Annotated in this window: 15 protein-coding genes and 1 pseudogene; 6 read left to right on the forward strand and 10 right to left on the reverse strand. The window is 53.9% G+C overall.

The features are described 5' to 3' along the window. Positions 1–13: 13 nt before the first annotated feature. The gene (locus tag HV334_RS19690; RefSeq protein ID WP_181220812.1) at positions 14–1,024 is read left to right on the forward strand and encodes a LacI family DNA-binding transcriptional regulator; all 1,011 of its coding nucleotides are present in this window, start codon (positions 14–16) and stop codon (positions 1,022–1,024) included. A 51-nt stretch (positions 1,025–1,075) separates the two neighbouring features. Here the strand turns inward: HV334_RS19690 and lysA are convergent, their stop codons facing one another. Further along, a complete protein-coding gene (gene lysA, locus HV334_RS19695; RefSeq protein WP_016154282.1) occupies positions 1,076–2,332 on the reverse strand; it encodes a diaminopimelate decarboxylase in 1,257 nt (418 codons plus the stop codon). Between the two features lie 118 nt (positions 2,333–2,450). Between lysA and HV334_RS19700 the strand changes: the two genes are divergently transcribed. Further along, the gene (locus tag HV334_RS19700) at positions 2,451–3,386 is read left to right on the forward strand and encodes a LysR family transcriptional regulator (RefSeq protein WP_103766709.1); all 936 of its coding nucleotides are present in this window, start codon (positions 2,451–2,453) and stop codon (positions 3,384–3,386) included. On the opposite strand, the gene HV334_RS19705 is transcribed toward HV334_RS19700, so the two are convergent. Then, positions 3,358–4,065: an aspartate/glutamate racemase gene (locus tag HV334_RS19705; RefSeq protein WP_103766708.1), complete on the reverse strand. Its 708-nt coding sequence runs from the start codon at positions 4,063–4,065 to the stop codon at positions 3,358–3,360. The two genes, HV334_RS19700 and HV334_RS19705, sit on opposite strands and share 29 nt — an antisense overlap. 137 nt (positions 4,066–4,202) lie before the next feature. Between HV334_RS19705 and HV334_RS19710 the strand changes: the two genes are divergently transcribed. Further along, positions 4,203–4,529 carry a cupin domain-containing protein gene (locus HV334_RS19710; protein WP_065554331.1) on the forward strand — a complete coding sequence of 109 codons (327 nt, stop codon included), beginning with the start codon at positions 4,203–4,205 and terminating at the stop codon, positions 4,527–4,529. A 144-nt stretch (positions 4,530–4,673) separates the two neighbouring features. Here the strand turns inward: HV334_RS19710 and kduD are convergent, their stop codons facing one another. The 4 genes from kduD to HV334_RS19730 all read right to left on the reverse strand — a co-directional run bounded on the left by kduD (position 4,674) and on the right by HV334_RS19730 (position 8,979). After that, complete coding sequence (kduD, locus tag HV334_RS19715; RefSeq protein ID WP_046276126.1) at positions 4,674–5,435, reverse strand: 2-dehydro-3-deoxy-D-gluconate 5-dehydrogenase KduD; 762 nt, start codon at positions 5,433–5,435, stop codon at positions 4,674–4,676. Positions 5,436–5,492: 57 nt separating this feature from the next. Next, complete coding sequence (kduI, locus tag HV334_RS19720; protein ID WP_052138002.1) at positions 5,493–6,329, reverse strand: 5-dehydro-4-deoxy-D-glucuronate isomerase; 837 nt, start codon at positions 6,327–6,329, stop codon at positions 5,493–5,495. Positions 6,330–6,813: 484 nt separating this feature from the next. Beyond that, the gene (locus tag HV334_RS19725) at positions 6,814–7,992 is read right to left on the reverse strand and encodes an acetyl-CoA C-acetyltransferase (protein WP_006686936.1); all 1,179 of its coding nucleotides are present in this window, start codon (positions 7,990–7,992) and stop codon (positions 6,814–6,816) included. A gap of 102 nt (positions 7,993–8,094) precedes the next feature. Continuing rightward, on the reverse strand, positions 8,095–8,979 hold the full coding sequence (locus HV334_RS19730; RefSeq protein ID WP_016154289.1) for a LysR family transcriptional regulator: 885 nt from the start codon (positions 8,977–8,979) through the stop codon (positions 8,095–8,097). 101 nt (positions 8,980–9,080) lie between these two features. Here HV334_RS19730 and HV334_RS19735 point away from each other — a divergent pair, with 101 nt between their 5' ends. Both HV334_RS19735 and HV334_RS19740 read left to right on the forward strand, forming a co-directional pair. Beyond that, positions 9,081–9,536 (forward strand): multidrug/biocide efflux PACE transporter, encoded by a 456-nt coding sequence (locus HV334_RS19735; protein ID WP_016154290.1) that lies wholly within the window; start codon positions 9,081–9,083, stop codon positions 9,534–9,536. 142 nt (positions 9,537–9,678) lie between these two features. After that, positions 9,679–10,908 carry an amino acid permease gene (locus tag HV334_RS19740; RefSeq protein WP_029139645.1) on the forward strand — a complete coding sequence of 410 codons (1,230 nt, stop codon included), beginning with the start codon at positions 9,679–9,681 and terminating at the stop codon, positions 10,906–10,908. 52 nt (positions 10,909–10,960) lie between these two features. On the opposite strand, the gene rcnR is transcribed toward HV334_RS19740, so the two are convergent. After that, entirely contained in the window at positions 10,961–11,233 is a 273-nt protein-coding gene (rcnR, locus tag HV334_RS19745) for a Ni(II)/Co(II)-binding transcriptional repressor RcnR (RefSeq protein ID WP_016154292.1), read from the reverse strand. A 120-nt stretch (positions 11,234–11,353) separates the two neighbouring features. Between rcnR and HV334_RS19750 the strand changes: the two genes are divergently transcribed. Next, positions 11,354–12,229: a nickel/cobalt efflux protein RcnA gene (locus HV334_RS19750; protein WP_141875606.1), complete on the forward strand. Its 876-nt coding sequence runs from the start codon at positions 11,354–11,356 to the stop codon at positions 12,227–12,229. A 45-nt stretch (positions 12,230–12,274) separates the two neighbouring features. On the opposite strand, the gene HV334_RS19755 is transcribed toward HV334_RS19750, so the two are convergent. From HV334_RS19755 to HV334_RS19765, 3 genes and pseudogenes are all read right to left on the reverse strand, one after another. Further along, positions 12,275–13,657: an amidohydrolase family protein gene (locus tag HV334_RS19755; protein WP_016157391.1), complete on the reverse strand. Its 1,383-nt coding sequence runs from the start codon at positions 13,655–13,657 to the stop codon at positions 12,275–12,277. A gap of 12 nt (positions 13,658–13,669) precedes the next feature. Next, positions 13,670–14,620 (reverse strand): carbamate kinase family protein, encoded by a 951-nt coding sequence (locus tag HV334_RS19760; RefSeq protein WP_016154295.1) that lies wholly within the window; start codon positions 14,618–14,620, stop codon positions 13,670–13,672. Between the two features lie 26 nt (positions 14,621–14,646). Then, a pseudogene (locus tag HV334_RS19765) lies at positions 14,647–16,198 on the reverse strand (xanthine permease). Positions 16,199–16,223 lie beyond the last annotated feature (25 nt).

The following is a 16,223-nucleotide window of genomic DNA, read 5'->3' on the forward strand; positions in this document are numbered from 1 at the left end:
CCAGGATTGCGTCATGACTACGATGTTGGACGTTTCACGACACGCAGGCGTCTCAAAAGCGACCGTTTCGCGCGTACTAAATGGAACGGGTCAGGTAAAAGAGAGCACGCGCCAGAAAGTGTTCAAGGCCATGCAGGCACTCGATTATCGGCCCAACTTTTTAGCGCGCTCTTTAGCGAATCGCACCAGCAACAGCATTGGCCTGGTGGTTTCCACATTTGATGAATTCTACTTTGGCCGCCTGCTGCAACAGGCCTCGCGCCAGACGGAGTCTCACGGCAAGCAGTTGATCGTCACCGATGGTCACGACACGCCGGAGCGTGAGCAGGAAGCCGTGCAAATGCTGGCCGACAGGCAGTGCGACGCCATTATTCTCTATACCCGCTATATGAGTGAAAAGGCGATTATGTCGCTGATGAACAGCATTGCGATGCCCTTGCTGGTCATCAACCGTGATGTCAGTCAGGCCCGCGATCGCGCGATTTTCTTTGAGCAGGAAGACGCGGCGTATCAGGCGGTCAATTATCTGATCTCGCAGGGGCACAGCGATATTGCTTGTATCACCGTGCCAGGCCATACGCCTACCGGTAAATCCCGCCTGATGGGGTATCGTAAGGCTCTGGAAAAAAACGGTATTCCCTGGGATCCTGATAAGGTTAAATACGGCGACTCCACGATGACGCGAGGCTATGAAGCCTGTCGAGAACTGCTGGAGGAAGGGGTGAAATTCAGCGCCCTGTTCGCCTGTAACGATGACATGGCATTAGGTGCATCAAAAGCGTTACATCAGGCCGGACTGAGGATCCCGACGGACGTCTCGCTGTTTGGTTTTGATGATGCGCCCAGCGCCAAATGGCTGGAACCGGGGTTATCTACCGTTTATCTGCCGATTGATACCATGATAACCACGGCAATCGACCAGGCTATACGTCTGGCCAACGGTGAGAGCGTGGAGCCGATCCCTCCGTTTACCGGCAAACTGGTATTACGTGACTCAGTAACGCCCGGACCGTACTTTAAGTAATATGAAAAAGAGCCGGATAGTGACGAAAGCACCTTATCCGGCCGGCTTTACTCAGATTAATTCCAGCGCTAACAGCTCATCAATGGTCTGGCGACGACGAATCAGTCGCGCCACGCCGTTATCAAACAAGACCTCCGGCAGCAGCGGGCGGCTATTGTAGTTTGACGACATTGACGCTCCGTACGCCCCGGTATCATGCAAAACCAGATAATCACCCGGCACCACCGCAGGCAACAGACGGGTTTCCACATTTCCGCCTTCCTGCTGGGTAAACACGTCGCCTGATTCGCACAGCGGTCCGGCCACCACGGTTTCCCGTTGAGGAGTTTGTTGCAGAGAACGACCATCCCCCGCCAGCGCGGAGATATGGTGATAGCTACCGTACATGGCCGGGCGCATCAGATCGTTGAAGCCAGCATCGATCAGCACAAAGTGACGGCTGCCCATCTCTTTTACGCTGCGCACCTGCGCCACTAACACACCAGCTTCCGCGACCAGGAAACGCCCTGGTTCGATCTCCAGTTTGACGGCATGACCCAGATGACGCGCAATACTATCGCGCGCGGCGTTCCACAATCCAAAATAGTGATCGGTGTCGATCGCCTCTTCACCTTCGCGATACGGGATTGATAAACCGCCGCCTGCGGAGATCGCCTCCAGATCCTGACCAAATTCCACCACCTGACGCACCATCGCGCCGCACACCTGCTCCAGATGCGCGTAGTCCACGCCAGAGCCGATATGCATATGAATACCCACCAATTTCAGCTTATAGCGCTGAATTACCTCCAGCGCCGCCGGAAGATCGCTGTACCAGATACCGTGCTTGCTGTTCTCGCCCCCGGTATTGGTTTTCTGACTGTGTCCATGCCCAAATCCAGGGTTTACGCGGAGCCACACGCGATGGCCCGGCGAGAGCTGGCCCAGTTGTTCCAGCATATCGACCGACCCGGCATTTACCGGAATGCTCAATTCATGCACCCGGGCGAGCGTCGCTTCATCAATCATATCGGCGGTAAAGACAATCTCATCTTTGCCCGGTACAAAACCTGCCGCCAGCGCGCGTTCAATTTCGCCAAGCGAGACGGAATCGACCTTCACGCCCTGCTCGCGCATCAGGCGCAAAATATGAATATTCGAACATGCCTTCTGGGCAAAACGCACCACGTCAAACTGACTCAGTTTGGCAATCTGCGCGCGAATAATCTGCGCATCATAGACCCACACCGGGCAGCCGAATTCGGCAGGCAGGCGCAACAGGTTGTCGGCGGTCAGGTCAGTGTCTGTGTTGTTGAGTGGGCGTGGCATGGCGTGCTCCGGTATTGGCTTTTTTATGATTACGCCACAGCTCAAAAAGAATAAAAAATATCGTTTTATCTTGAGTCTATGCAAAAATGATATGGATTAGCTCATTTGAGGATTGCTTATGCCCGCGGTTAACCTGCGTCACATTGAAATTTTTCACGCCATCATGACCGCAGGCAATCTGACGGAAGCCGCGCGCATGCTACATACCTCGCAGCCCACCGTCAGCCGGGAACTGGCCCGATTCGAAAAAGTCCTGGGATTAACGCTGTTTGAACGCACGCGTGGCCGACTGCATCCAACCGTGCAAGGCTTACGTCTGTTTGAAGAGGTACAACGTTCGTGGTACGGCCTGGACAGAATTGTGAGCGCCGCCGAAAGCCTGCGCGAATTTCGTCAAGGTGAATTGTCGATTGTTTGCCTGCCGGTATTTTCGCAGTCCTTTTTACCGCCGCTGCTGCAGCCATTTCTTGCGCGCTATCCGCAGGTCAACATTCAGATCGTGCCGCAGGAGTCACCACTGTTGGAAGAGTGGCTGTCGGCGCAGCGCCACGATCTGGGGTTAACGGAAACGCTGCATACGCCAGCCGGAACGAAACGCACCGAATTGCTGGCGCTGGATGAAGTGTGTGTACTGCCGCAGGGGCATCCGCTGACCGAGAAAGCGGTATTAACGCCGCAGGATTTTCAGGGAGAGAACTATATCAGCCTGTCGCGGACCGACAGTTACCGTCAGCTACTGGACACCCTGTTTAACGAACATCAGGTGAAGCGCCGCATGGTGATTGAAACCCACAGCGCCGCTTCAATTTGTGCAATGGTGCGGGCGGGCGTGGGGATCTCGGTGGTGAACCCACTGACCGCGCTGGATTATGCCAGCAGCGGAGTGGTTATCCGCCGCTTCAGCATTTCGGTACCCTTTACGGTCAGCCTGATCCACCCACTTCATCGCCCTGCCTCGGCGCTGGTCGATGCTTTTACGGCGCATCTGCAAGCCCATCTCCCGAGGCTTATCGATCCGCTGGAGGCTATTTTGTCTCCACAGACGAAAGCATAAACGCCACCGCATCTTGCGCATGGATTGCCGCGGTGTCGAAAACCGGTAATGGACTTAGCTCGGCTGGAACCAGCAGACCAATCTCGGTACAGCCAAAGATAACCCCTTGAGCGCCCTGTTTAGCCAACTGATCAATTACGCTCAGGTAGTAGTCGCGGGAGGCGTTGCTGAACTCACCGAGGCACAGCTCGTCGAAAATAATCTGGTTTATTTTCTGACGGTCATCAGCCTCAGGAATAAGCGTGCTAATACCAAATTCAGTCTGTAGACGTCCGCGGTAAAAATCCTGCTCCATGGTGTAGCGCGTACCCAGTAGCGCCACGTTGCTCATCTGCTGTTTTTGTATGGCCCGACCCGTCGCATCGGCAATATGCAGGAACGGCACGTCACAGGCGGTTTCAATCGCCTCAGCAACTTTGTGCATGGTGTTGGTACACAACACAATCCCCTCCGCTCCGGCTTGCTGAAGCCCTGCGGCGGCCTGCGCGAGGATCTCCCCAGCCCGCTGCCAGTCACCGCCAGACTGACAGGCTTCAATCTCGTGAAAATCTACGCTGTGCAACAGAATCTGTGCCGAATGCAGGCCACCCAGACGCTGTTTTACCCCTTCATTAATGAGTCGATAATAAGGAATGGTGGATTCCCAGCTCATACCGCCTAACAGACCGATCGTTTTCATCATTTCCCCTGATTTGTTGTTATCTCTCCAGTGAACCAAAGATGTGATCAACTTTCCACATCTGTTGGCGTGCATTTCTTTTTTTAATTTTCTGATATAGGTTTAATGAAACATTGTTTTAATTACAGGAAGGCCGAATGTTTATTTTTCATAAAGAGACCACCCTTGAAGATCTGGGCAATGGCGTTACCCGACGCATTCTTGCTCACGACGGTAAAATGATGGCGGTTGAGGTGAACTTCGAGCAAGGCGCGATTGGTCCGATGCACAATCATCCGCATGAGCAGCTGACTTACGTTTTGTCTGGGGAGTTTGAATTTACCATCGGCGAAGAAATGCATGTCGTTAGGGCAGGCGATACCCTATATAAACAGCCCAACATTATGCATGGCTGCGTCTGTTTAAAACCGGGAACGCTACTGGATACCTTTACGCCCATGCGCGAAGATTTTCTGCCTGCGTAATTTTATCTGTTCGTAATCTGCCTGGCGGCATAATGTTGTTCCAGAGGGAATGAATATGTCGCCTCCGGTGTATTGCTACATTCACCTTATGTTTAACCGACAAACCCTGCCAAAGGGCAGGGTTTGTCAGTTCTGGAAAGCAGATTAACGCGCCAGCCAGCCGCCGTCTACCGCAACGGTATAGCCGTTGATATAGTCAGATGCGCTGGATGCCAGGAACACAATCGGCCCCATCAGGTCACTCGGCAGACCCCAACGACCCGCCGGGATACGATCGAGAATTTCTGCGCTACGCTGCTCATCAGCGCGCAGCTGTTGAGTGTTGTTCGTCGCCATGTAACCCGGCGCAATTGCGTTGACGTTAATGTTATGTTTGGCCCACTCGTTCGCCATCAGGCGGGTGATGCCCATTACGCCGCTTTTAGACGCGGTGTAAGACGGCACGCGGATCCCGCCCTGGAAAGAAAGCATAGAGGCGATGTTGATAATTTTGCCGCCGTTACCCTGAGCGATAAAGTGCTTCGCCGCGGCCTGAGACATAAAGAACACGCTCTTAATGTTCAGGTTCATCACGTCGTCCCAGTCTTTTTCGCTGAAGTCGATCGCATCGTCACGACGGATAAGACCTGCGTTGTTGACCAGAATATCGATATGACCGAATTCTGCCACTGCGCGCTCCAGCAACGCCGGAATGCCGTCAATTTGACGCAGGTCGGCGGTCAGACTTAAAAAACGGCGCCCCAGTGCGGTCACGCGTTCGATAGTTTCCGTCGGTTCAACGATGTTGATCCCCACGATATCGCAGCCCGCTTCAGCCAAACCCAACGCCATACCCTGACCCAGGCCAGTGTCACAACCGGTCACAACGGCGACCTTACCTTCAAGAGAGAATGCATTCAAAATCATTGTAAATCCTTAATTTTTTATAATGCCCGCCGCAGCAGGCACGGCTATCGCCCGCAACTAGCGCAGATCTTTGACCGCTACATGGTCCATATCATCAAAGACCTGGTTTTCGCCGACCATGCCCCAAATGAACGTATAAGCTTTTGTGCCAACGCCGGAGTGAATTGACCAGCTCGGCGAAATCACCGCCTGCTCGTTGTGCATCACAATATGACGCGTTTCCTGAGGCTGCCCCATCATGTGGAAGACGCAGGTATCTTCTTCCATATTGAAATAGAAATAGACTTCCATACGACGTTCATGGGTATGGCACGGCATGGTGTTCCACAGGTTACCCGGCGCCAGTTCGGTCAGCCCCATGCTCAACTGGCAGGTTTCCAGCACATCCGGCACAAAATATTTGTTGATAGTACGACGGTTACTGGTGAGGTCATCGCCCAGCGTCACTGGCGCAACGTCTGCTGGCGTGACTTTTTTGGTGGGATAAGTCGTGTGGGCCGGCGCGCAGTTGTAGTAAAACTTCGCTGGTTTCGCCGTATCGATGCTGGCGAATACCACTTCTTTGGCCCCTTTCCCGACGTACAGCGCGTCACGATGACCAATTTCATAGCACTGGCCGTCAACGGTAATCGTGCCTGGGCCACCGATGTTAATCACACCCAGCTCACGACGCTCGAGGAAGTAGGTTACGCCCAGCTGTTTGCCGACTTCGCCACCCACAGAGACGGTTTTGGCCACTGGCATAATGCCGCCAACAATGATGCGGTCAATGTGGCTGTAGACCATGGTGTATTCATCTGGGACAAACACTTCTTCGACCAAAAACTCATTACGCAGCTCCTGAGTATCCAGGGTTTTCGCATGCGCACTATGGATGCTTTGTCTTACGTCCACATTTACCTCCAGTGATAAATTGACCGTGAATGCTTAAACGAATAGCAAAACGCTGTTCCGTTTTATCTTATGCGCTCATGATATCCCTCCCGGAATGGGTTTTCAATTACAAATAAAACAACGTTTCACTTTTTCTGCATCTTATTATCAAAAGTGTAATTGCGATCACGCTAGCGCATATAAATCGCGGGAATAATTTCAATAAAATCATTTAAAACAATTAGATAGATAAAAACAAACAAGAGTAGTTCATGAGGGGTAGGGATAAGACATTGAAAATACAGCCAGCCTCACATGCCGTTCACACACCTTTTCTAACAAAGTGCGCTGTTAATCACATGAAATGAAACACCGTTTTGATACGTTAACAGAGTTTAGAGTGTATGTTTCTGTAACTGGCCTTGCCCTCCTGTTGGAGGGCTTTTTTAAGGATGCACGGGAAATACAGCGGGAAAGGCGTTTAAGCAGAGAAAACTACGGGTGGTTAATCTCGTTCGATAGCGAGCGCCACGCCCTGACCACCGCCGATACATAACGTTGCCAGGCCCTTGTGCGCCCGACGCTTCACCATTTCATGCACCAGTGAAACCAGAATACGGCAGCCAGATGCGCCAATCGGATGACCAAGCGCAATGGCTCCGCCGTTCACATTCACCCGCCGTTCATCCCACTCCAGCATTTTCCCAACGGACAATGCCTGTGCGGCAAAGGCTTCGTTGGCCTCGATAAGATCAACATCAGCCAGTTGCCAGCCCACACGCTCAAGGCAACGGCGCGTCGCATACACCGGCGCAATTCCCATGAGCGCGGGATCGACCCCGACGCTGGCAAAGGCACGAATGCGGGCCAGCACCGGCAAATTCAGCTCCTGGGCCTTAGCCTCGCTCATCATCATCACCGCAGCGGCGCCATCATTGATGGATGACGCGTTGCCCGCGGTTACTGAACCGAGCCTGTCGAAGGTCGGATCCAGACGCGCCAGCCCTTCTGCGCTGGCATCGGTGCGCGGCTGTTCGTCGGTATCCACCACGAACGATTGCCCATTACGCTGCGTTACCACCGGCACGATTTCATCTTTAAAGCGCCCGGCGTCAATTGCCATCCGCGCCTTGTGCTGCGAATGCAGTGCGTAGGCATCCTGCAGTTCACGGCTGATGCCATATTCCCGCGCCAGATTTTCCGCGGTAACGCCCATATGGTAATCGTTGAAAGCGTCCCACAGGCCGTCATGCACCAGGCTGTCGACCAGTTGACTGTTGCCCAACTGTGCGCCGGTACGGCTATCAGTAAGGACATGCGGCGCACGGCTCATATTCTCTTGTCCGCCCGCAATCACAATGTCGGCTTCGCCGCACTGGATAGCCTGGGTCGCCAGATGCAGCGCTTTCAGACCCGAGCCGCAGACATCGTTAATGGTGATGGCGGAGACGGTATTGGGTAGCCCACCATTGATGGCGGACTGACGCGCCGGGTTTTGCCCGGCACCTGCGGTAAGCACTTGCCCGAGGATCACTTCATCCACAGCGTGAACGTCCACGCCCGTGCGCTCCAGTAACGCCCTGACCACCATGCTACCTAATTCAACGGCAGAGTGGCGCGCCAGCGTCCCCTGGAAGCAGCCGATTGGTGTCCGTAACGCCCCGACTATCACAACCTCTTTCATCACCACCTCAGCGCAAAATAACACCGCAATAGTAGATGATTGTTAAAAAGAGTTATCAAGGTTGTTTAAAAACGGTGATTTTTATCACAAAGGAAATTCGTATCATTTATTGGTCATCTGAACGCCACTCTGCTGTAAATGGTCGCGCAGCCAACTTCCCGCCACGCCAGGCGGTGATTTCTTATTCCACAGCAGATCGATTGAGATAGCCTTTGGCCAGCCGGGCAGCATCAATTGAACCAGCGGTTTTTCTGCCGCAAACTCCTCCACCAGCGCACAAGGGAGCGCGCACCAGCCGAATCCCTGCACCGCCATACTCAGCAGCAACAAATAGTTAGGCGCCGACCAGACGGGGCCGCGCGCCACGTTGGTGCCGCTCTCCAGATAGGTATTCAGCCGCAGCTCTCGCCAGGTATGTAGCTGTTCCCACTGCAGTTTTTCTTGAGTCGCCAGTGGATGCGATGCCGCAACGTATAATCCCATCCAGGTTTGCATCGGCAGACGCGTGACGCCCATGTCGGTCGGGTAATCCTCCCGCGCTTCGATCAACCCAACCTGAGCACGTCCTTTTTGCAGCAGATCGATAACGTCTTCATCTTCGCCAATCAGACATTCAAACTCGGTATGGGGAAACTTGTGGTCAAACTGCACCATCAATTCTTCCAGCACATCCGGGTGCAGCGTGTCAGACAAAACGAAGGTCAGACGCGCTTCCGTTTCACCCGACAGCGAAATTGCTGCCTCATCAAGACGTTCGCTGGCCGTCAAAATTGCCTGCACATAGCCCAGCACCCGCTTACCTTCTTCGGTTAGCGTCGGCTGACGTGATGAGCGGTCAAACAGCGCAAAACCAAGATCGGCTTCCAGATGCGCAATGGCCGTGCTGATGGTGGACTGACTTTTACGCAGCCGCCGGGCCGCAGCAGAAAATGAGCCGCAGGAAACGGTCTCCACAAATGCCGTTAACGCTTCAGGAGAGTAACGCATGAACTATCTACTTTATCGATGGATACTATCTTTTAGATATCACATAAAACGATAAAATTGCCACCATTCCGTTATCCGGGCATCAAAGAAGGTTTTAGATTATGCAACACGATACAGTCCAACGCCGCTCATTACTGGAGCGAATTTTTCATGCCGTCTGCTTTGAAGGCATTGCCACCGCGATCCTCGCACCAACCACCGCATGGTTGATGCAGCGCTCGGTGTTGGAAATGGGCGGACTGACCATTCTTCTCGCCACGACGGCGATGATCTGGAATATCATTTATAACGCCCTGTTTGACCGACTGTGGCCGTCACACCTGGTAAAACGTACGGCTAAAGTGCGGGCATTCCACGCCTTAGGCTTCGAGAGCGGTTTTATTGTCATCGGGGTGAGCATCGTGGCGTATGTGCTGAACGTCAGCCTGCTCCAGGCATTCACGCTAGAAATAGGTTTCTTCCTGTTCTTCCTGCCATACACCATGTTCTATAACTGGGCTTATGACACTTTACGCGAGCGCGTTATGAAGCGTCGCCAGCAGCGCGTTACTGCCTGATAATTCAAACAATAGCCGGAATCTTCTCGGTTCCGGCTTTTGATCCATTCACTCGCCCGCTTGTTGACACCTCCCCCAGCCCCTGCCATTTGTGGTAAATTGCGCTTCTTTTTGTTTATTTTATAGTTGATACGTTCAAATAATGTCGAAATTTTGGTCAAAAGAAGAGACTCTCTGGAGCTTCGCTCTATATGGGACTGCCGTCGGCGCAGGAACCCTCTTCCTCCCCATACAGCTGGGTTCTGCAGGCGCGGTGGTACTGTTTATCACCGCACTCGTCGCCTGGCCTTTAACCTACTGGCCGCACAAGGCGCTGTGCCAGTTTATCCTGTCCTCAAAAACCTCGGCAGGTGAAGGGATCACTGGTGCAGTTACGCACTACTACGGCAAAAAGATAGGCAGCCTGATCACGACCCTCTATTTTATTGCCTTCTTTGTGGTGGTACTGATCTACGCCGTGGCGATAACCAATTCACTCACTGAACAACTGGCAAAACATATCGCCATCGATCTGCGTGTTCGCATGCTGGTCAGTCTTGGCGTGGTGCTGGTGCTGAACCTGATTTTTCTGATGGGCCGACAAGCAACCATTCGGGTAATGGGCTTTCTGGTGTTCCCGCTCATCGCGTACTTTTTGTTCCTTTCGCTCTACCTGACCGGAAGCTGGCAGCCAACGCTACTCACCGGCCAGATGTCTTTCGATCAGCACACGCTTCATCAGGTTTGGATATCTATTCCCGTGATGGTTTTTGCTTTTAGCCATACGCCAATTATCTCGACGTTCGCCATCGACCGACGTGAGAAATACGGCGAGCAGGCCATGGGTAAATGCAAAAAAATCATGAAGGTAGCCTACGTCATCATCTGCCTGAGCGTGCTGTTTTTCGTCTTCAGCTGTTTGCTTTCGATTCCGACAAACTATATCGAGGACGCGAAAAATGAAGGCGTGACCATTCTGTCAGCGCTATCGATGATGCCAAACGCACCAGCATGGCTGTCGATTTCTGGGATCATTGTCGCCGTCGTGGCGATGTCAAAATCGTTCCTCGGCACCTACTTTGGCGTGATTGAAGGGGCAACCGAGGTGGTAAAAACATCGTTGCATCAGGTGGGAGTGAAGAAAAGCCGGGCCTTTAACCGCGCCCTGTCCATTATGCTGGTTTCGACCATTACGTTTATCATTTGCTGCATTAACCCTAATGCAATTTCAATGATTTACGCGATTAGCGGGCCGCTGATTGCCATGATTCTGTTTATCATGCCGACATTATCTACCTATCTGATCCCGGCGCTAAAGCCGTACCGTTCAGTGGGTAATCTGATCACCCTGATTGTCGGTCTGCTGTGCGTATCTGTGATGTTTTTTGGCTAGAACGTGTTTTAACGGCTCATTCATCAGTATGTGGATGAGCCGTTAAACTGACTTATTTGATGTACGAATCGAGTACCTTCAAAACCACATCCAAATCTTCTTCGCGCTTAATTTCATCGCCCTGATGCACAATGTGCTCGGTCAGATGACCTTTAATCACCTCGCGCATTAACCCGTTTACCGCACCGCGGATCGCCGCTATTTGCTGCAATACCGCTGCGCATTCATGCGGTTCATCCAGCATGGTTTTCAACGCCGCTACCTGCCCCTGAATCTTACTGGCTCGGGCTTTCAGCTTTTGTTTGTCGCGGATCGTGTGTGACATAGCAATACCTTTTCAACATCTGGCTGGAGCGACAATACCATCGTCATTCTACTGGGGGGTAGTATTTAATACTGGGGGGGAGTAGAATCTGGCAAAATTAAACAACTAAGAATCATTCTCATGGGTGAGTTTTCTACGCTTCTTCAGCAAGGCAACGCCTGGTTTTTCATTCCCAGCGCGATTCTATTAGGAGTGTTACACGGTCTGGAACCGGGGCATTCCAAGACGATGATGGCGGCCTTTATTATTGCCATTAAGGGGACCATCAAACAGGCGGTGATGCTGGGGCTGGCGGCAACGTTGTCGCATACCGCAGTGGTATGGCTGATTGCGCTCGGTGGGATGTATATCAGCAAAGCGTTTACTGCCCAGGCCGTTGAGCCCTGGCTGCAGTTTGTCTCGGCGATTATTATTCTCGGGACCGCATTCTGGATGTTCTGGCGAACCTGGCAGGGAGAACAGAACTGGCTGACCCAGACGCATCATGACCACGATCATGATGACCATCACCACCATCATAACCACGGTGAAGCTCACCACCATCATCACGAACATGACCACGACCACGATCATAACCATGCTGCGTTAGCAGGGCTGAGCGAAGATTCAAAAGCGTATCAGGACGCCCACGAGCGGGCACATGCTACCGATATTCAGCGCCGCTTTGCAGGCAAAGAGGTCACCAACGGCCAAATATTATTGTTTGGTCTGACCGGCGGGTTGATCCCCTGCCCTGCCGCCATTACGGTACTGCTGATTTGCATCCAGCTCAAAGCCTTCACGCTGGGTGCCACCATGGTGCTGTGCTTCAGCCTCGGGCTGGCGCTAACGCTGGTAACGGTGGGCGTGGGAGCGGCAATCAGCGTGCAGCAGGCGGCCAAACGCTGGAGCGGATTTAACACACTGGCACGCAAAGCCCCCTATTTTTCCAGCGCGCTCATCGCGATGGTCGGCTTATATATGGGGATTCACGGCTATATGGGGATCGTCGGTTAACGAGCAGAGAGCGCAGCAGCGATTGCCGCTGCGCATCAAACCTGGCTAGCTTGCGACGTTCCCCCACACCAGTTGGCCTTTATGGAAGGTCGCAGTGCGTGGGGAGATTCGCGCGACCGCTTCCGCTGAGCAGGAGGCATCCACCAGTACAAAGCTGGCTTCATCCTGCGCCTTCGGCCAGACGCGCTCACCTTTATCGTTAAGCGGCAGCACATCGCCGGTGGCGAGGAACAGCGCCCGCGACAGGTTGAGTTCATTGGGACGAATATACAGCTGCGCGTACAGATTCGCCTTCTCCAGCATGTCTCCAAGCCCGTACGGCGACCAGTGGTCAATCACACTGTCGGTCCCGGTAATCACTTCCACGCCTTTGTCACGCAGCTGCTTGAGCGGCATATGCAAGGTACCGATCGGTACCGTCGAGGCAATGGTAATCTGCTGCGCCGCCATGCGGCTCGCCAGCGCATCCACCTGCTGTTCGTTCAGCGTCGCCAGCGCAAATGCGTGACTGATGGTCAGTTTTCCCTTCAACTGCGGCGTTTTCTCCACCGTTTCCACCATGTAATTCACTGCCGCAACGCCCGCCGGGCTGGTTTCATGCAGATGGATATCCACGCCTTTATCGTAATCCAGCGCAATCTGGAACATGGTGTCGAGGGATTTTTCCATCGCCCCGTCCACGCTGGTTGGGTCCAGACCGCCGACGTAATGCGCCCCCGCCTGCATTGCTTCACGCATCAACGGTTCAGACTTCGATAACAGCAGGCCATGCTGCGGAAACGCCACGATTTCACAGGCAAAACCCGGCTGGCGACGCGCCAGCACCGCCTGCAGATTTTCCAGGTTTTTCAGCCCGGAAACCGGTTCGATATTGCAATGGCTGCGGGCGATCGAGGTGCCCTTTGATTGCAGCAGATCGATGAGCTTTTCCGCGCGCTCCTGCGTGTAAGGCTGGAGTTCAGGCAGCAGCTTTTGCTCAAGGCGGATCATATCCTGAATGGTGGTGCCAGCCGGGCGATTCAGCGAACGCCAGGGACCGCCGTAAAAGGTTTTATCCAGATGGATGTGCATGTCGCGCATGGCGGGCAGCATCAGCTTTCCACCCGCATCGTAGTGCGGCAGCGTCGCATCCGGATGCTGCTTATTCTCACGCAGGGCAACAATTTTCCCGTCCTGAATTTCAACGGTTTGCAGCGCGGTACGGGTATGCACCACCACCGAGTTTTCGTAATCAAACCCCGCTTCCAGCAGGACGTTATCCAGGTAATAGTGCTTATCGTTAATCGTCATTGTGCTCTTCGCCCCGCAGGTGTTCCCGACAGGATTAGCAGCATACGCGACCGGAGCCACTGCGCCAAACAGCGCGGCAGCGGTGACCATTTTTCCGCTCTGACTTAAAAATTCACGGCGGCTGTTACTTTCCTTCATTCACATTTCCTCTCAGGAATGGACAATATGGGTGCCCGTTTCGCCGCGCAGTGCGGCAGGCAGGCATTCCGGCGTGGTGATGATTACTCGCTTACCGCCACGCGCCAGGAACGCCAGACTGGCAACGATTTTGGGTAACATGCTCCCCGGCGGGAAATGTCCCTCCTGCATGTAACGGGTCATCGTTGCGACATCCACCTTATCCAGCGCCTGCTGGTTGGGTTTGCCAAAATGAATACAGACCTGCTCGACGCCGGTGGTGATCACCAGAATGTCAGCGCGGATCTCCTGCGCCAGCAGAGCCGTGGAGAGATCTTTATCAATCACCGCATCCACGCTCTGATAATCCCCCTGATCGCTACGCACCACCGGGATCCCACCGCCCCCCGCGCCAATCACCACAAAGCCTTGTTGGGTCAGCGTTTTGATCGCCTCAGCCTCGACAATACGCTTCGGTTCCGGAGAGGCGACGACCCGGCGGTAGCCGCGTCCCGAATCTTCAACAAAGCGCCAGCCCGGATTGACCCGCTGCAGTTCATCGCGCTGCGCTTCGCTAAAGAACGCGCCGATAGGCTTGGTCGGGTTAGCGAAGCCCGGATCGTTTTTGTCGACCTCCACCTGCGTGACCACCGTAACCGCCTTCTGCTCACCGCGCCGCGCCAGGCGGTTGTTCAGCGCCTGTTGGATCAGATAGCCGATCCCGCCCTGCGTATCGGCGACGCAGTTTGCCAGCGGGGTGAGCGGCAACCCTTCACGCTCATGCGCGATTTCCGCACGCCGTAGATCCAGCCCCACCTGTGGCCCGTTTCCGTGCGTCAGCACAATGTTGTAGTCCGATGCCAACATCTCCAGCACCGTGTCCGCCACCGCTTTCACCGCTTCAGCCTGGTGCTCAATCGACTGGCTGGCGTTATCTTTGATAATGCTGTTGCCGCCAATGGCAACGACCACAAGTTCTTTCATAATGTTATCTTCCGCTTACAGGCGATTCAGGTCGTTTTCGTCGGTTCCTGCTCAGGCGCAGTCACCGCTTCACGGCTATCAAGAATATGCTTGAGGACAAACATGCCGCTCATCATCAGGTAGGCCACAACAAACATCATCGAACTGCCTTCTGCAAAGCCAACCGCCGGAGAATGGATCACACCAAACAGCGATAACAGCGCGCCAAAAGCTGCCGGCAATCGCCCCACGCAGCGGCTTATTCATAATGGCGAAGATAGCGACGCAGCCCCACAGCATACTGGCCAGCGGCGCACCGCTTCCCAGATGCACCAGCCCATCGTAATAGACACCTTTGCTGTGCAGCAGGTCGCTGCCCAGTTTCCCCGCGGATGTTCCGGCGGCGCCCATCACGCTGTTGACGATGGTCAACGCCCAGTTAGCGATCCACGGGAACAAGCAGATAAAGATAACGGGAACCTCAACTTTGGGCGTCTCTCGCACCACCTGGTTGGCGGTCACCACGCCGATAAACACCAGAATCGGCACTATCGCAGTCATCGGAATAATCGCGAGCATAAACGCCCCCAGCCCAAACAGCGGTACCAGGAACATGGTGATGCCTGAAGCGAGGGTATAGCCGATGCTGGCCCCCATCGCTTTCCAGCCCGCATGCCCAACATATACGGTCACCGGGAATGGGTTGCCCAGCATGCAGCCTAGCATGGAGGCAAAACCGTTCGCCATCATGACTTTACGGGTGTTGTACTCATCCCCCGCCGCATGCGCACTTTCAATATTCTCAAGGTCAAAAATGTAGTTCGCCAGACCCAGAGGAACCGCAGAAGCCAGGTACGGCAGCGCGTGCGGCAAACCCTGCAGGAAGCTGTCGACATGGATTTCCGGCGGGTTGAAGCCAAAGGAAGACATCGAAGATTTAATGGCTTCCGGGCTTTGCAAACCGGAGATCCACGCCAACGCTGTACCGGCAATCAGCAGCAGCAAACCGGTGGGGATGCGGGCAAAAATCGGCTTCTTACCGAACCAGTTAATGAAGATCAACAACAAGAAGATGAAAGAGACGGTCGGCGCTTCAAATGCCTGCAGCATCGGGTTCATCGCCAGCAGCAACAGTCCCAAACCGGACAGACAAGAAAGTAATACCGTACGCGGGATCATCTTGCGGATGGTCTCGCCCAGGAAGGAGCCGCCGACCAGGATCAACGCTTCTACAAAGCACCACACCAGAGCTATCTGGATAGCAAAGTTGGCATCTTTGGTTTGCTGATATACCGGCATTAGCACCAGGAAGGTCACGGTAAAAATTGACGGTGCGCTCGGCCCGGACGGCAGCGCCGTCACGTCTTTGCGCCCGGTGTGCTTTGCCATCTGCAGGCCAAACCAGGCGTAGCAGACGCTGGCCACCAGCACCGCCAGACCAAAGGCAGGCGCAATGCGACCATAGACAATTTCGGTAGGGATCCCGACGACAAAAATGAGCAGCCCCATCATTGTCAGCAGGTTAGTCAGGTTGTTGGTCATCAGCCCAAAGTAAGCAGCCCAGTCACCACGTTTCCATTCTAGTTTTATGCTGTTCATGGAATATCCTTAACAGGTTAAGCAT

Source organism: Citrobacter sp. RHBSTW-00944 (assembly GCF_013615435.1).
In the GTDB taxonomy this organism is placed as follows: Bacteria; Pseudomonadota; Gammaproteobacteria; order Enterobacterales; family Enterobacteriaceae; genus Citrobacter; species Citrobacter braakii.

Excerpts from the sequence above, each read along its gene's own strand:
- HV334_RS19740 (WP_029139645.1), top strand. The coding sequence starts at position 9,679 with ATGTCGAAATTTTGGTCAAAAGAAGAGACTCTCTGGAGCTTCGCTCTA.
- HV334_RS19705 (WP_103766708.1), bottom strand. The coding sequence starts at position 4,065 with ATGAAAACGATCGGTCTGTTAGGCGGTATGAGCTGGGAATCCACCATT.
- HV334_RS19725 (WP_006686936.1), bottom strand. The coding sequence starts at position 7,992 with ATGAAAGAGGTTGTGATAGTCGGGGCGTTACGGACACCAATCGGCTGC.
- HV334_RS19750 (WP_141875606.1), top strand. The coding sequence starts at position 11,354 with ATGGGTGAGTTTTCTACGCTTCTTCAGCAAGGCAACGCCTGGTTTTTC.
- rcnR (WP_016154292.1), bottom strand. The coding sequence starts at position 11,233 with ATGTCACACACGATCCGCGACAAACAAAAGCTGAAAGCCCGAGCCAGT.
- HV334_RS19730 (WP_016154289.1), bottom strand. The coding sequence starts at position 8,979 with ATGCGTTACTCTCCTGAAGCGTTAACGGCATTTGTGGAGACCGTTTCC.
- lysA (WP_016154282.1), bottom strand. The coding sequence starts at position 2,332 with ATGCCACGCCCACTCAACAACACAGACACTGACCTGACCGCCGACAAC.
- HV334_RS19710 (WP_065554331.1), top strand. The coding sequence starts at position 4,203 with ATGTTTATTTTTCATAAAGAGACCACCCTTGAAGATCTGGGCAATGGC.
- HV334_RS19760 (WP_016154295.1), bottom strand. The coding sequence starts at position 14,620 with ATGAAAGAACTTGTGGTCGTTGCCATTGGCGGCAACAGCATTATCAAA.
- HV334_RS19755 (WP_016157391.1), bottom strand. The coding sequence starts at position 13,657 with ATGAAGGAAAGTAACAGCCGCCGTGAATTTTTAAGTCAGAGCGGAAAA.
- kduD (WP_046276126.1), bottom strand. The coding sequence starts at position 5,435 with ATGATTTTGAATGCATTCTCTCTTGAAGGTAAGGTCGCCGTTGTGACC.
- HV334_RS19735 (WP_016154290.1), top strand. The coding sequence starts at position 9,081 with ATGCAACACGATACAGTCCAACGCCGCTCATTACTGGAGCGAATTTTT.
- HV334_RS19700 (WP_103766709.1), top strand. The coding sequence starts at position 2,451 with ATGCCCGCGGTTAACCTGCGTCACATTGAAATTTTTCACGCCATCATG.
- HV334_RS19690 (WP_181220812.1), top strand. The coding sequence starts at position 14 with ATGACTACGATGTTGGACGTTTCACGACACGCAGGCGTCTCAAAAGCG.